The 14,819-nt window shown below is 75.8% G+C and carries 8 protein-coding genes; 7 read left to right on the top strand and 1 reads right to left on the bottom strand.

The window, feature by feature from the left end; all coding sequences use genetic code 11:
- The first annotated feature begins 6 nt into the window (after positions 1 to 6).
- The 4 genes from B100_RS0126735 (at position 7) to B100_RS0126720 (ending at position 7,134) form a co-directional block, all read left to right on the top strand.
- On the top strand, positions 7 to 2,589 hold the full coding sequence (locus B100_RS0126735) for a tetratricopeptide repeat protein (RefSeq protein ID WP_051490071.1): 2,583 nt from the start codon (positions 7 to 9) through the stop codon (positions 2,587 to 2,589).
- 3 nt (positions 2,590 to 2,592) lie between these two features.
- Positions 2,593 to 4,209, top strand: coding sequence for a protein phosphatase 2C domain-containing protein (locus B100_RS0126730; protein ID WP_024887471.1), 1,617 nt, complete (start codon positions 2,593 to 2,595; stop codon positions 4,207 to 4,209).
- Between the two features lie 112 nt (positions 4,210 to 4,321).
- On the top strand, positions 4,322 to 5,668 hold the full coding sequence (locus tag B100_RS0126725; protein WP_024887470.1) for a VWA domain-containing protein: 1,347 nt from the start codon (positions 4,322 to 4,324) through the stop codon (positions 5,666 to 5,668).
- 83 nt (positions 5,669 to 5,751) lie between these two features.
- Positions 5,752 to 7,134: an FHA domain-containing protein gene (locus B100_RS0126720; RefSeq protein ID WP_024887469.1), complete on the top strand. Its 1,383-nt coding sequence runs from the start codon at positions 5,752 to 5,754 to the stop codon at positions 7,132 to 7,134.
- Here the strand turns inward: B100_RS0126720 and B100_RS0126715 are convergent.
- Positions 7,115 to 8,113, bottom strand: coding sequence for a methyltransferase domain-containing protein (locus B100_RS0126715; RefSeq protein ID WP_024887468.1), 999 nt, complete (start codon positions 8,111 to 8,113; stop codon positions 7,115 to 7,117). The genes B100_RS0126720 and B100_RS0126715 overlap by 20 nt on opposite strands.
- Positions 8,114 to 8,178: 65 nt before the next feature.
- Between B100_RS0126715 and B100_RS0126710 the strand changes: the two genes are divergently transcribed.
- From B100_RS0126710 to B100_RS0126700, 3 genes are all read left to right on the top strand, one after another.
- Positions 8,179 to 8,592: a globin gene (locus B100_RS0126710; RefSeq protein WP_024887467.1), complete on the top strand. Its 414-nt coding sequence runs from the start codon at positions 8,179 to 8,181 to the stop codon at positions 8,590 to 8,592.
- A 212-nt stretch (positions 8,593 to 8,804) separates the two neighbouring features.
- The gene (locus tag B100_RS0126705; RefSeq protein WP_024887466.1) at positions 8,805 to 12,044 is read left to right on the top strand and encodes an ABC transporter permease; all 3,240 of its coding nucleotides are present in this window, start codon (positions 8,805 to 8,807) and stop codon (positions 12,042 to 12,044) included.
- 1 nt (position 12,045) lies between these two features.
- A complete protein-coding gene (locus tag B100_RS0126700; protein WP_024887465.1) occupies positions 12,046 to 14,811 on the top strand; it encodes an FtsX-like permease family protein in 2,766 nt (921 codons plus the stop codon).
- Positions 14,812 to 14,819: the final 8 nt, after the last annotated feature.

Raw genomic sequence — 14,819 nt, 5'->3', positions numbered from 1 at the left:
GGCGGTATGGGCGGACCGGGCGGCCGGGCGGCGCCCGCGGGCGCGACGGCGGGGAAGGCCTGTCAGCGCCCCGAGTGCGAGGGCGCGTACGAGGACGTCGGCGGCGGCGAGTTGTACTGCGACACGTGCGGCCTCGCCCCGGTGGTGTCGCCGACGGGCCTGGTGGTCTCGCCCCCGACCGGTGTCACGGCGGGCGGCCGGGACTCTCGGGGCTCGGGGAGCGCCCGCGCGGGCAGCGGCGGCAGCGCGCGCAGCGGCCGCAGCTCCCGTACGTCGTCGCAGTCGTCGAAGTCCCGCCGCTCGGTGTCCGGCCGGCTCTCCCGCTCGCTGTCGGGCCGGACGGCCACGGGCCGCTCGGTGTCGGTGCGCAGCTCCGGCACCGGCGCGGGCAGCTCGGGGCGGGGGCGGCTGGGCGCGGGCCTGGTGCAGGTGCCGGCGATCCCGCGGCCGGATCCGCGGCAGATGGTGCTGGACGACCCTGAGGTGCCCGAGCGCAAGCGGTTCTGCTCGCGTTCGGACTGCGGGGCGCCGGTGGGCCGGGCCCGCAGCGGCCGGGCGGGGCGCACGGAAGGCTTCTGCACCAAGTGCGGCCACCCGTACTCGTTCGTGCCGAAGCTGCGGGCCGGGGACGTGGTGCACGGCCAGTACGAGGTGGTGGGCTGCCTGGCGCACGGCGGGCTCGGCTGGATCTACCTCGCGGTGGACCGGGCCGTGTCCGACCGCTGGGTGGTCCTCAAGGGCCTTCTCGACACCGGTGACCAGGACGCGATGGCGGCGGCCATCTCGGAGCGCCGGTTCCTCGCGGAGATCGAGCACGCCAACATCGTGCGGATCTACAACTTCGTGGAACACCTCGACCAGCGCACCGGCTCCCTCGACGGCTACATCGTCATGGAGTACGTCGGCGGCAAGTCGCTGAAGGAGATCGCCAACGCCCGCCGCACACCGGAGGGCAGACGGGACCCGCTGCCGGTGGAGCAGGCCTGCGCGTACGGCATCGAGGCGCTGGAGGCGCTCGGCCATCTGCACAGCCGCAACCTGCTCTACTGCGACTTCAAGGTCGACAACGCGATCCAGAGCGAGGACCAGCTCAAGCTGATCGACATGGGCGCGGTGCGCCGGACGGACGACGAGGAGTCGGCCATCTACGGCACGGTCGGCTACCAGGCGCCGGAGGTCGCCGAGGCCGGCCCGTCGGTGGCGTCCGACCTGTACACGGTCGCCCGTACGCTGGCCGTCCTCACCTTCGACTTCCAGGGGTACACGAACGTCTACGCGGACTCCCTGCCGGACCCGGACACCATCGAGGTGTTCCGGCAGTACGAGTCCTTCTACCGGCTCCTGGTGCGGGCCACCGACCCGGACCCGGCGCGCCGGTTCGCCTCCGCGCAGGAGATGGCCGAGCAGCTGACGGGGGTGCTGCGGGAGGTCGTCTCGCTCCAGTCGGGCCAGGCGCGCCCGGCGCTGTCGACCCTGTTCGGACCGGAACTTCGGGTGACGGACACGGAGTTGTTCCCCGCGCCGGCCGGTGACGTCTCCCGGCTCGGCGCCCGCACGCCCCGGGGCCGCCGGGGTGCGCCCGCCCTGCCCGCCGGCACGGCACCTCTTCCTCCTGCCGGCGGCCCCGCCCCCGCCGCCCCCGCCCTGGTCAAGCCCGTGGACTGTGCCACGGCGGCCCTCGCGCTGCCCGTCCCGCACGTCCAGTCCTCCGACCCCAACGCCGGTTTCCTCGCCGGTCTGCTGACGTCCGCGCCGGCGGAGCTGGTCCACGCGCTGGCCGCGGTGCCCGATCCGTCGACCGAGACCCGGCTGCGCGAGGTGCGGGCCCGGCTGGAGACGGGCGAGTGGCACACCGCGCTGGAGGCGCTGCGCGCGCTGGAGGAGCGGGACGCCGACGACTGGCGGGTGGTCTGGTACCGGGGCGTGGCCGCCCTGGTCACCGGCGACCACGAAGGCGCCGCGCTCGCCTTCGACGCCGTCTACGACGCCTTCCCGGGCGAGATCGCGCCGAAGCTGGCGCTGGGCGTGTGCGCCGAGGTGCTGGGCCAGCTGGACAACGCCGCCGAGTACTACCGCCTGGTGTGGTCGACCGACCCGAGCCATGTGAGCGCCGCTTTCGGGCTGGCCCGGGTGCGGCTGGCGGCCGGGGACCGGCGGGGTGCCGTACGCACGCTGGAGTCGGTGCCGGAGTCCTCCATCCACTACACCGCCGCCCGGGTGGCGGCGGTCCGGGCTCGGCTGCGGGGGCGGGCGGCCACCGCCGCCGACGCGCCGTTCCTGGACGACCTGACCGCCGCCGCCGGACAGGTCGAGGCCCTGGAGTCGTACGGTCTGGATCCGGCGCGCCGCGAGCTGTTGGCGGCGGAGGTCCTCGGTTGCGGACTGGACTGGGTACTCTCCGGGGGCCAGGGTTCCGCTCCTCCCGCCGCCGGGGGGCGGACGCTGCTCGGCAGCGGCCTGGACGAGCGTGGGCTGCGCTTCGGCCTGGAGCGCTCGTACCGCACGCTGGCCCGGCTGGCGCGCAGCGGCGAGGAGAGGATCGACCTGGTGGAACGTGCCAATCGTTACCGCCCCCGGACATGGGTGTAGTTGATGTCGCAGATGCCCCAGCAGGCCGCGCTGTCGAAATGCCCGAGCTGCGAGGAACCCCTCGAGTCGGGTGATCGTTTCTGCGGTGCGTGCGGATACGACCTGTCGGTGGTCCCGGCCCGGCCGACGGACGACCCGACGATCGCCCTGAACGGCGTGGTGCCCCCGCAGTCCCCGGGCCCGGTGCCCCCACCGGCGCCGGCCGCCCCGCCGTCGGCGCCCCGGCCGCCGGGCGCGGGCGCCCGACCGGCGACAGGCCCGCACGCCCCGGCCCAGGGCGCCCCGACGGCCGGCGCTCCTGCCCGCCCTGCGGCGGCCGGTGCGCAGGCCGCGACCGCGGGCGCTGCGGCGTCCAACGCCCCTGCCGTGCCGGGGGCTTCCGGCACGCACGTGCCGGCGGCGGATCCGCACACGGCGGCGGCCGGCCGGCACGTGCCGGTCCAGGGGGCGCCCGCGCGCCCCGACCACGCTCCGGCGGCCGCTCAGGGCGCGCCCGGTACGGGCGGCCCGGCGGCCGGGGTCCGTCTCGACCGGCGTGACCGGTCGGAGGCGTCGGACGGCGGGGCACCCGGTGAGGACGCCCCGCACACGCCGGACACCCCCGGCACACCCCCCGCCCACCAGCCCGCGCAGCCCGACGACTACCCACTGCAGGCGCCGGACCCGCGCGTGGCCGGCGAGCCGGCGCAGGCCGGACCGACGCCCGCCGTGTGCGTGGCGTGCCGCGCCGGCCGGGTGGACGACGACGGCTACTGCGAGAACTGCGGCCACGCCCAGCCGCGCGAACGGGACCACATGGAACAGGAATGCGGCCCGCTGGCCGCGGTCACCGACCGCGGACTGCGGCACCACCGCAACGAGGACGCCTTCGCCGTCGGCACCACCGCGCTGCCCGACGGCTCCCCGGTGTCCGTGGCGGTCGTCTGCGACGGAGTCTCCTCGGCGACCCGGCCCGACGAGGCGTCACTGGCCGCCTCCCGCGCGGCGAACGCCTCCCTGCTCGCCGCCCTGCCGCGCGGCACGCACCCGCAGCAGGCGATGCACGACGCGATCCTCGCCGCCTCCGAGGCGGTCAACGCGCTGGCCGGTGAGCAGCCGGCCGGCGCCCGCGAGCACGCCCCGCAGCAGAACGCCCCCGCCTGCACGATCGTCGGCGCCGTGGTCACCGCGGGTCTGCTGGTCGTCGGCTGGGTCGGCGACAGCCGCGCGTACTGGATCCCCGTGGACCGGTCCGCCCCGCCGGCCCGGCTGACCGAGGACGACTCGTGGGCCGCGCAGATGGTCGCCGCGGGCCTGATGGGCGAGGCCGAGGCCTACGCCGACCACCGCGCGCACGCCATCACCGGCTGGCTCGGCGCCGACGCCTACGACCTGGAGCCGCACACCGCGGCCTTCAAACCCGACCGCCCCGGCGTGGTCGTCGTCTGCACCGACGGCCTGTGGAACTACGCCGAGTCCGCCGACGAGATGGCCGAGGTGGTGCCCGTCGACGCGGCCGAGCGCCCGCTGCACGCCGGCCAGGTGCTGGTCGGCCACGCCCTCGACGGCGGCGGCCACGACAACGTAACAGTGGCGCTGGTGCCGTTCCCGGCCGTCCCGCAGGGGGCAGGATCGGCCTGAGGCCGCGTACGCGGAGCCTCGCACGGGGAAGCTTCAACGGACCGGAGGGGACCGGTCCGTCGATTCGTCGTCGCCCCGCGCCGTCGGGGCACCGGAGGGGGAACGAACGGGCATGGCCAATTTCTCGAAATCGAACGTGCCGCGGTTCTCGGTGGACGTGTACCAGAACGAGTACCTGCCGGAGGGCGGCCGCGAGGTCAACGCGGTGGTGACGGTGACCGCGACCGGCGGCGGCACCATCGGCAGCGCGGTGGCGGCACCCCACCTGTACGCGCCCGGCGAAGGCCCGTCGGCGGCGGTGGTCCTGATGGTCGACTGCTCGGGCTCCATGGACTACCCGCCGACCAAGATGCGCAACGCGCGGGACGCGACGTCCGCCGCGATCGGCACCCTGCGCGACGGCGTGCACTTCGCGGTGGTCGCCGGCACCCACCTGGCGCGGGAGGTGTACCCGGGCGACGGGCGTCTCGCGGTCGCCGGGCCGGACACCCGGGAGCAGGCCAAGCAGGCGCTGCGGAAGCTGAGCGCGGGCGGCGGCACGGCGATCGGGACCTGGCTGCAACGGGCCGACCGGCTGCTGGCGTCGGCGGACGTGGCGATCCGGCACGGCATCCTGCTCACCGACGGCCGCAACGAGCACGAGACGCCGGAGGATCTCAGGGCCGCCCTGGACGCCTGCGCCGGACGGTTCACCTGTGACGCGCGCGGTGTCGGCACCGACTGGGAAGTGAAAGAAGTCACAGGCATCGCCTCGGCCCTCCTCGGCACCGCCGACATCGTCGCCGACCCGGCCGGTCTGGCCGCCGACTTCACGCAGATGATGGAGACGGCGATGGGCAAGGAGGTCGCGGACGTCTCGCTGCGCCTGTGGACCCCGGCCGGGGCGACGGTGAAGTTCGTCAAGCAGGTCGCCCCGACGGTGGAGGAACTCACCGGCCGCCGCACCGAGGCGGGCCCCCGGGCGGGCGACTACCCGCTCGGTTCCTGGGGCGACGAATCCCGCGACTACCACGTCTGCGTGGAGGTCCCGCCCGCCGCCGTCGGCCAGGAGATGCTGGCGGCGCGGCTGTCGCTGGTGATCCCGAACCCCGGGGGCAGTGTGCAGAACCTGGGCGCGCAGGGGCTGGTGCGGGCCGTGTGGACCGACGACCCGTCCGCGTCGACGTCGATCAACCCCCAGGTCGCGCACTACACAGGTCAGGCCGAACTGGCCGAAGTCATCCAACAGGGCCTGGACCTGCGCAAAGTGGGCGATACCGACGGAGCAACGGCCAAGCTGGGGCGGGCCGTCCAGCTCGCGAGCGCATCCGGCAACGCCGATACTGCGAAACTGCTTTCGAAGGTGGTGGACGTCGTCGACGCCGCGACCGGTACTGTGCGACTGAAGACGAAGGTCGAGGAGGCCGATGAGATGACACTCGAGACTCGGTCGACCAAGACTGTTCGTGTAAAGAAGTGATCCGTAAGTAAACGAGCCTGACCCCTCGGGGTGGGAGAAATCCGGTCGGAACCGGCCGGAAAAGGAGAGGGGGAAGCGCCGACATGCCGACCTGCCCGAACGGACACCAGTCGGGTTCCGACGACTGGTGCGAGGTGTGCGGTCACCGCATGGCGGGTGCCGTGCCCCCACCTCCTCCCCCGCCGCCGGCACCCGGTGGCGGCTACGGATTCCCTCCGCCCCCCGGCGGTCCCGGCGGCGCCCCGGGAGGCCCCGGCGGCTACGGCGGTCCGGGCGGTCCCGGTGCCCAGCCGGAGCTGTGCCCGCAGTGCCGCACGCCGCGTGAGGGCGGCGCGCCGTTCTGCGAGGAGTGCCGCTGGAACTTCCTCACCAACACGGCGACCTCCTACACCCCTGCCGCCCCGCGCCCGCCGGCGCCCGGCCCCGGCGGTCCGGGTGGCCACGGCGGTCCCGGTCACCACGGCGGCCACGGCGGCCCTGGTGGACCCGGCGGCCACGGTGGACCAGGTGGCCACGGCGGTCCGGGCGGCCCCTTCGGGCAGCAGCCTCCCGGTCCGTCGTACGGCGGCGGTGACGGCTTCGACTACCAGGGCTCGCGTCCCTCGCAGGTGAACCGGCCCGCCGAGCCGATCCCGCCGGGTCCGCCCGGCTTCGGCGGCGAGCCCTCGCGCCCGGTCCCGCCCCCGCCCGGCCCCGGCGGCCGCGGCAACGCGGGCGGTCCTGGTGGCCCCGGCGGCCCGAACGGCCCCGGTGCCCCGCAGGCGTTCCACTCCGGCCCCCCGGCCCCTCCCGGCTTCCCGCAGGAGACCGGCCGCCCGCCGCAGGGCGGACCGTCCTTCGGCGGCGGTGACGACGACTGGGTGATCTCCCCGCCGACCGGCGGCCCCGGTGGTCCCGGTGGCGGCCCTGGCGGTCCTGTCGGCCCTGGTGGTCCTGGTGGCCCCGGCGGTCCGAACGGCCCTGGCGGGCACGCCGGTTACGGCTACCCGCAGCCCGGCGCCACCCAGGCGCCTCCCGGGCCGGGCGGCTACCCGCAGCAGCCCCGGCAGCCGCAGGGCCCGGTCACCTGGACCGCGACCATCGGCCCGGACCGCGACTACTTCATGGCGATGATGCAGCGCTCCGGCCCCGAGGCCGCGGGCCTGAACCTCCCCGCGTACTCGCCCGAGCAGCAGCGCACGCTCACCGGCAACCAGATCACCATCGGCCGCCGCCGGCACTCCACCGGCGACACCCCCGACATCGATCTGTCCACCCCGCCGGAGGACCCGGGCGTCTCGCACCAGCACGCGGTGCTGGTGCAGCAGCCGGACGGCAACTGGGCGGTCGTCGACCAGAACTCGACGAACGGCACGACGGTCAACGGCTCCGAGGAGCCCATCCAGCCGTTCGTCCCGATCCCGCTGCAGGACGGCGACCGGGTGCACGTGGGCGCCTGGACGACGATCACCATCCGCCGGGGCTGAGCTCCGGCAGCGGCCAGACGTGCCTGGCCGCGGGGCCGTCCAGCCAGGCCCGGACGCCCTCCGCGTCGACGGTCAGGCCGTAGCGTTCGCGCTGCGGCCTGCCTTCGCGTTCCCAGAGGTCGTACGCCTCCCGCGGGCCGAGGGTCCCGGCGGTCAGCTCGAGAAGGAACCGGAAGAGGTCGCTCCGTCGGGCCGCCGAGGGAAGTCCGTCCAGGTCGGGCGGCTCCTGCGGAGGACGGCCCGCGCCGCGCAGCGGCACGAAGTAGGCGGGCGTGCTCAGGAACGGCCCCTCGGCACGGTGGGCGTCGCGCACGGTCAGGGCGACCAGACCGGTGGCGAACGGGCCGAGGATCCGGCCCCCCGGGCGGCACTGGGCGAGCCAGGCGCGCGGGATCGCCGGCAGGGCGCAGGTCGCGACGATCCGGTCGTACGGCGCGCGTGCCGGCACCCCGCGCGACCCGTCGCCGGTGACGACGGCGGGACGGTGCCCGGCGGCCGACAGATGCCGGCGGGCCGACTCGGTGATCTCCGGGTCGAGATCGATCGTGGTGACCAGGGAGTCGTCGCCGAGCCGGTGGGCGAGCAGGGCGGCGTTGTAGCCGCTGCCGGTGCCGATCTCCAGGACCCGGTGGCCGTCCCCGACGCGCAGGCCCGCCAGCATCAGCGCCATGAGGGAGGGCTGGCTGCTGGAGGAGAGCAGTTCGCCGTCGCGCATCCGGATCGCCAGCGGGGTGTCCTCGTACGCGCCGCGCAGCCACCGTTCGCGCGCCGCGGGGTCGGGGTGCTCGCCCCACCGGCGTTCGTACCCGCCCCTGACGCCCACGTAGTAGAAGGGCACGAACAGATGGCGGGGCACGGCGGCGAACGCCTCCCGCCAGACCGGGTCCGCCGCGAAGGCGCCGCTCGCCTCGATCTCCCGCACCAGCGCCGCCCGCGCCGCGAGGGCGAGGCCGTCACCGTCCACAGGGGGTCCGTCCACCCCTCCACCGTAGGCCGCCGGGGGTGGTCCTAGGCCTTGAGTCCTATGCCGCCCTGTCTGAGACCATGGACGGCGTGACAGAGATTCGGCGCGGCACGCTTCAGGAGCAGACCTTCTACGAGCAGGTCGGCGGGGAGGAGACCTTCCGCCGGCTCGTCCACCGTTTCTACCAGGGAGTGGCCGAGGACCCGCTGCTCCGGCCGATGTACCCGGAGGAGGACCTGGGCCCGGCCGAGGAGCGGATGGCGCTCTTCCTCATGCAGTACTGGGGCGGTCCGACCACGTACAGCCAGAACCGGGGTCACCCGCGGCTGCGGATGCGGCACGCCCCGTTCAAGGTCGACCGTGCCGCGCACGACGCGTGGCTGAAGCACATGCGGGACGCCGTGGACGATCTGGGTCTGTCCGAGGAACACGAACAGACCTTGTGGAAGTACCTGACCTACGCGGCCGCCTCGATGATCAACTCTCCGGACTGACCTGACGCACCCTCGCGGGACAGGACGCCGATCCCTCCCCGTCACACGCCCGCCACATAACGGTCACCGGGCTCCGCATTCCGATCACGATCAGGTCAAAAGCGGAGTCCGGACGATGCCTCCCGCCTTGCCTCTCTGACAACATCACGGAGAGGTCTGGACAACACGGGGGGGGTTGCGGGGTGGATGCCGCACGCGGTTCCGCGGGATTCGTGTTCGCCCGCGCACGGGCGAACCGCCCCCTGCCGGCCGCTGCCCTGCTCACCGTCCTGCTGACCACGGCCGTTCTCGCGACCCTCGCCGCCTACTCCACGACGATCGGCGACGGAGCCCTGCGGCACGCCCTCACGGCACCCCGTGACGCCGCCGACACCACCCTGCTCGTCAAGGCCGAGGCCCTCCCCGAAGGCGGTCGCGAAGCCGCCGACACCGCCGTGCGCGAGGGCGCCGAACGGGCCTTCGACGGGCTGCCGGTGACGCTGCGCACCCTGGCCAGGTCCGGCCCGTACGGCCTGCCGCTCTCCCTGCGGGGGGAGGGCGAGCGCGCCGAGGGCGAGGAGCCCGACCTGACGCACTTCGCGGCGCTGGACCGGACGCAGGTCAGGATCACCGAAGGGCGCGCCCCCTCGGCGCGGCCCACCGGCCCGGAGATCGAGGTCGCCCTCCCCGTCGTCGCCGCCCGTGAGCTGGGGCTGCGGCCGGGTTCCCGGCTCACCCTGGCCAACCGCCTGCGCGGTCCTTCGGCACAGGTGCGGATCACCGGTCTGTACCGGCCCGCCGACACCTCCGCACCGTACTGGCGGCTCGACGAGCTGAACGGCCGCGGCATCGTCACCGACCACTACACCACCTACGGCCCGCTGCTCGCGGACGCCTCCGTGCTCACCGGGAACCGGGTCAGCGCGGGCCCCGTCGGCTGGCTCGCGTCGGCCGGCTTCTCCGGGATGACCACCGGACGGATCGAAGCGCTGCGCACCGCCATGGCCGAGGGCGTCGAAGCGCTGCCCTCCGCTCCGGCCCTGCACGGCTCGGCGACCGTCACCAGCGAACTGCCCCCCACACTGGACCGGATCGAGCGGTCCCTGTTCGTCTCCCGCTCCACCCTGCTCGTCATCGCCCTCCAGCTCACCCTCCTCGCCGCGGCGGCACTGCTCCTGGTGGCCCGCCTGCTGACGGCCGAACGCACCTCTGAGACCCGGCTGTTGCGAGCCCGCGGTGCCTCCCGCGCCCGGGTGGCACGGCTCGCCGCCCTAGAGGCGCTGCTGCTGGCGGTGCCCGCGGCCGTCTGCGCCCCGCTGCTGGCGGGCCCCCTCACCCGGCTGCTCGCCGGACGCGGCGCGCTGGCCCGGATCGGGCTGCACCTGGACGCCTCCGTCGGCACCGTCGCCGGACAGGGCGCGGTGTGGCTGGTGTCGGTGGGCGTGGCGCTGGGCTGCGCGCTGGCCGTCACCCTCCCCGCGCTCGCCACCCCCGACGGCCCCGGCCGCGCCAAGCCGCTGCCCGGCGTGGTGCGGGCGGGCGCGGACATGGGACTGCTGGTGGTGGCCGGGGTGGCGTACTGGCAGCTGAGCCACCGGTCCGGTGCCGTCGGCGAGGACCTCGGGGTGGACCCGCTGCTGGTCGTCGCCCCGGCGCTGGCCCTGCTGGCCGGCACGGTCCTGACGCTGCGGCTGCTGCCGCCGCTGGCCCGGCTCGCCGAGCGCCGCGCCGCCCGTGGGCGCGGGCTGCCGGGGGCGCTGGCCGGCTGGCAGCTCAGCCGCCGCCCGATGCGCGGGACCGGCCCGGTACTGCTGATGGTGCTCGCCGTGGCGCTGGGCATGCTGGCGATCGCCCAGGGCTCCTCGTGGCAGCGCTCGCAGGACGACCAGGCGGACTTCCGGGCCGGCGCGCCGGTGCGGGTCCTGACCAGCGGCGCCGAGGGGCCGGGGCGCGGCGCGGTGTACACGGAGGCATCCGGCGCCCGCACGTCCGCCCCCGCCTTCCGTACGACCGTGCCGCTGTCCGGCAGACGCACGGCGACGGTGCTGGCACTGGACACCTCGAACGCCGCGGACGTCCTGCTGATGCGTTCCGACCTGGCGGAGGTGCCGATGCGCACGGCACTGTCCGAGCTGACGCCCAAGGGCGCCACGGCGGGCATCCGGCTCCCGGCGGACACCGCGCGGCTGGTGCTGACCGCCGCGCTGCGCGGTGCGGACGACGGCACGGCGGCCGAACTGACCGCCACCGTGGAGGACCCTCACGGCACGCCGTACACGCTGGAGTTCGGTTTGCTGCGTCAGGACGGGCGGCCGCACGACCTCGCGGTCGATCTCCTGGACACCGACGGGGGGCCGCCGGGCCCGCTGACCCTGACGGGGTTCCAGCTGGACTCGGGCCAGGTGGCGGAGACGGCCCAGCGGTACCGGCTCGCCCTCACGGCGCTGACCACCACCGACACCGCCGGCCGGCGACACGCGCTGGAGCTGTCGGCCCCCTGGCGGCCGTCCGCCCACGGCAGTGGCGCGATGCCCGCCGACGGCCGCGGCGTGCGGCCGCGGATGGCCGTCGGCGCCCCGGCCACCGTCGACTACGACACCTCGCCCGTCCCGCCGGACATGTCCTGGCTGCCCTCGACACTCTCGATCGCGCTGCGTGTCCCGCAGCCGCCCGTGCCCGTGGTCGACGGCGTGGCGACGGACCGGTACCTCGCCTCGACCGGCGCCCGGATCGGTCAGCGGCTGAACGTGGAGATCAACGGCGACATCGTCCCGGTACGGCTCATCAGGGCGGTGCGGGAGCTGCCGACCGCCCCCTCGGGCACGCCGGACGACGGCGGCGCCCTGCTCGTGGACCTGCGCTCCGTCAACCGGGCCCTCCAAGCCCGCGGGGGCGACCCGGTGCGGCCGAACGAGTGGTGGCTGGCGGGCGAGCCCGGCCGGGCCGCGGCGGTGGTGGCGGCGCTCAGGGACCGGCCCGACATCGACCCGTCCCGGGTGGTGGTGCGCGACGAGATCGCGGCCGAGCTGCGCGACGACCCGTTCGGAGCCGGGCCGGGGAACGCGTTCGCCGCGGCGGCCCTCGCCGCCGCGGCCCTGACGGCGGTCGGTTTCGCGGTGAGCGCGGCCGGGGCACTGCGGGACCGGTCCGCGGAGTTCGCGGTGCTCCGCGCGCTGGGCGCCTCCCGGCGCCGGCTGGCCCGGGTCGTCCTCGTCGAGTACGGGGTGCTGGTCGGGACGGCGCTCGCGGTGGGCGTCCTGCTCGGCGCGGTGCTGGCCCGGGCGGTGATCCCGCTGGTGATGCTGACCGCCGAGGCCACCCGACCGCTTCCGGAGGTCCTGGTGGTGCTGCCGCCGCTGCGGGTGGCCGCGCTGCTGGCCGCCGTGGCCGCCGTCCCACTGGCGATCACGGCCGTACTGGCCCTGCGCAGGGCCGACCCGGTGTCGTCCCTGCGCGGCCGGGGAGGTGAGTGAGGTGACCGAACGGCCCTCCCGGCGGCCGCGCGAGGCCGCCTCCGGGGTGACCGTGCCGTGGGTGCGGACCCGGCTGCGGACCGCTCCGGGCGCCGCGGTGGCGCTCGCCCTGCTGGTCGCGGTGGCGGCGTTCCTCGCCGCCGCGCTGCCTCCGGCGGTCGACCGGTACGACGACGCGGGACTGCGCCGGGCGCTGGAGACCGCCGGCCCGGCCCGTACCACCGTCCAGTTCCAGACCTCGGACTCCGACCTGTACACCAGCACCGGACCGTGGAACGAGCGACTGGACGGAGACGCCGTCCGCGGCCCGTTCCCCAAGCTGCTCGGTCTGCCCGGGCGGTCGCTGCCGATCGACGCGGACCAGTCCTCCGCGGGTGTCCGCACCACCGAGCGGACGCCGGCCCCGGACCCCTTCCTGTCCCGGCCGGACCGGGTCGACCCGAAGTTCCACCTCTTCGCCGCGACCGGACTCGCGGAGCACTCCCGGATCCGGGAGGGCCGGCTGCCGAGGGCCCCCGTGGACAACGGCGCGGCCACGAGGGTGCTCGAGGCCGCCGTTTCCACCGAGACGGCGGCGAAGCTGAACATCCGGGTGGGGTCGGTCATCCATCTCCCCCGGGCGGAGGACACGCTGGCGGTGCGCGTCACCGGCCTGGTCGCCCCGCGCGACCCGGGCGGGGCCTACTGGTCCGCCGTCCCCCTGCTGCGCACCCCGAGCCTGGCGTCGGTCCCGGACGACCCGGAGCGCAGGGTGTTCTGGGTCGGTGCCCTGCTGGTGTCCCCGGACGCGGGCCCGTCCCTGCTGGGGACGGCCGGGTTCCCCGCGCGGTACTGGATCCTGGCGCCCGACCTCTCCGCCCTGCACGGCCGTGACCTGGAACGGCTGACGTCGACCCTCGCCTCCCTGGAGTCGGGTCCGCTGTCGGAACGGGCCTCCGCCGCCGTCTCGCCGTACCTGATCGCGGACACCGAACTCGACAGGGTGCTCGGCGACTACGACGGTCTCCGCTCGGTCATCGGCCCGCTGGTCGCCGTGGCCGTCTTCGGCACCGGCACGGTCGCCGCCGTGGTTCTGTGCATGGCGGGCGGGCTCGCCGCCCAGCGGCGCCGTACCGAGTTCGTGCTGCTGCGCGCCCGCGGTGTCTCGCTGCGCGGTCTGGCGGGCCGGCTGCTTGCGGAGACGGCGGTGGTCGCCGTGCCGGCCGCCGCTCTCGGTCTGCTCGCCGCCCGGCTCGCCGTCGGCCAGGGCCGGCTGCGGTACTCCGTCGCCGCGGCCGGCGCCGTCGCCCTGCTCGCCGCGCTGGCGCTGCCGCTGCGGGCGGTCGCCGCCCACCGCGCGGTGGCGGTGCACACCGGCCGCGACGACGTCGCCCAAGCCCGGCCGTCGGCGAAGCGCCTGGTCGCCGAGGTGACGCTGCTCGCCCTGGCGGCGGGCGCGGTCCTGGCCCTGCGCACGCGCGGCACGTCCGACGACGGCAGCGCCTCCGGGGACGAACTGGTGTCCCTGGCCCCGGTGCTGGTGGCGGTGATCGCCGCCCTGGTGCTGGTGCGCCTGTACCCGCTGCCGCTGCGCGGCCTGGCCCGTCCGGCGCGCCGCATGCGGGGGGTGGTCGGTCCGCTGTCGCTGGCCCGTGCGGGACGCGCGTCCGGTTCCGCGGTGCTGCCGCTGCTCGCGCTGCTGACCGCGCTGACCACGGCCGCGTTCGGCGGGTCGGTGCTCGCCGGGGTGAGCGACGCCCGCGAGCGCGCGGCGGGACTCTCCGTCGGCGCCGACGCCCGCGTCGACGGCCTCGGGGCACGGCCGGCCGGCGTCGCCGAACGGGTCCGCCGCGTGGCCGGCGTCGAGGACGTCACCGCGGTGAACGTGAGCTACGGGGCCCGCGCCGCGAACCACCAGGTCCCCGTGGCACTCGCCGGTGTGGACCCCGACGGTTACGCCGCTCTCAGCCGGCGCATGGACCTCGGCCCCTTCGACCCGGACGCGTTGCGGGCCTCCGGCAAGGAGGCCGAGGCCGTCCCCGCTCTGGGCTCCCCCGGCATGGCCGCGCGCTTCGGCACCCGGCCCTTCCAGGTGCGCCTGGAGGACGGCGCCGCGGTCACCGTACGGATCATGACGGTGACGGAGTGGACGCCGGCGGTCGCCGGGGACGACTTCCTGGTCATGGACGCCTCCGTGATGTCCGGCGGGCTCACCCGGCCCACCGGGCTGCTGATCACCGGGGGCCGCCCGGACCCGGCGGCGCTGCGCAAGGCGGCGGGCGGTGGCGCGCACGTCGTGCTGCGGTCGGAGGAACTCGCGTCCTTCGTCGACTCGCCGCTGCAGTCCGGAGCCGAGCGCGTCTACGCGGCCGCGGTCGCGGCGGGCACCGGGTACGCCGTGCTCGCGCTGCTTCTCACTCTGCTGCGCGCCGCCCCCGAGCGTGCCGCGCTGCTGGCCCGGCTGCGCACCATGGGCCTCACCCGGGCGCAGGGCCGCCGGCTGCTCGTCCTGGAGTCGCTGCCGCAGGCGCTGCTCGCCGCGCTCGGCGGAACCCTCACCGCCTGGGCCGCGATCCGGCTGCTGGCGCCCGGCATCGACCTGACGACCGTCGCCGTCTCCACCTCCTCCTCGCTCGCGGTGCGGGCGGTGCTGCGCACAGACCCGGTGTCGCTGCTGGTGCCGGCGGTGGCGGTGGTCACCCTGACCGTCGGGATCGCGGCGGTACAGGCCTGGTGGACGGGGCGCCGGGGGTCGGTGCGTGAGCTGAGGGTCGGGGATGCCCGGTGACCGTGCCC

The sequence above is a fragment of the Streptomyces sp. CNH189 genome, assembly GCF_000527195.1.
The sequence above is the reverse complement of the archived record's forward strand: the minus strand, read 5'-3'. Positions and strand labels throughout refer to the sequence as shown.

Coding starts and splice junctions, on each gene's coding strand:
- B100_RS0126735 (WP_051490071.1), top strand. CDS start 7: ATGGGCGGACCGGGCGGCCGGGCGGCGCCCGCGGGCGCGACGGCGGGG.
- B100_RS0126730 (WP_024887471.1), top strand. CDS start 2,593: ATGTCGCAGATGCCCCAGCAGGCCGCGCTGTCGAAATGCCCGAGCTGC.
- B100_RS0126725 (WP_024887470.1), top strand. CDS start 4,322: ATGGCCAATTTCTCGAAATCGAACGTGCCGCGGTTCTCGGTGGACGTG.
- B100_RS0126720 (WP_024887469.1), top strand. CDS start 5,752: ATGCCGACCTGCCCGAACGGACACCAGTCGGGTTCCGACGACTGGTGC.
- B100_RS0126710 (WP_024887467.1), top strand. CDS start 8,179: ATGGACGGCGTGACAGAGATTCGGCGCGGCACGCTTCAGGAGCAGACC.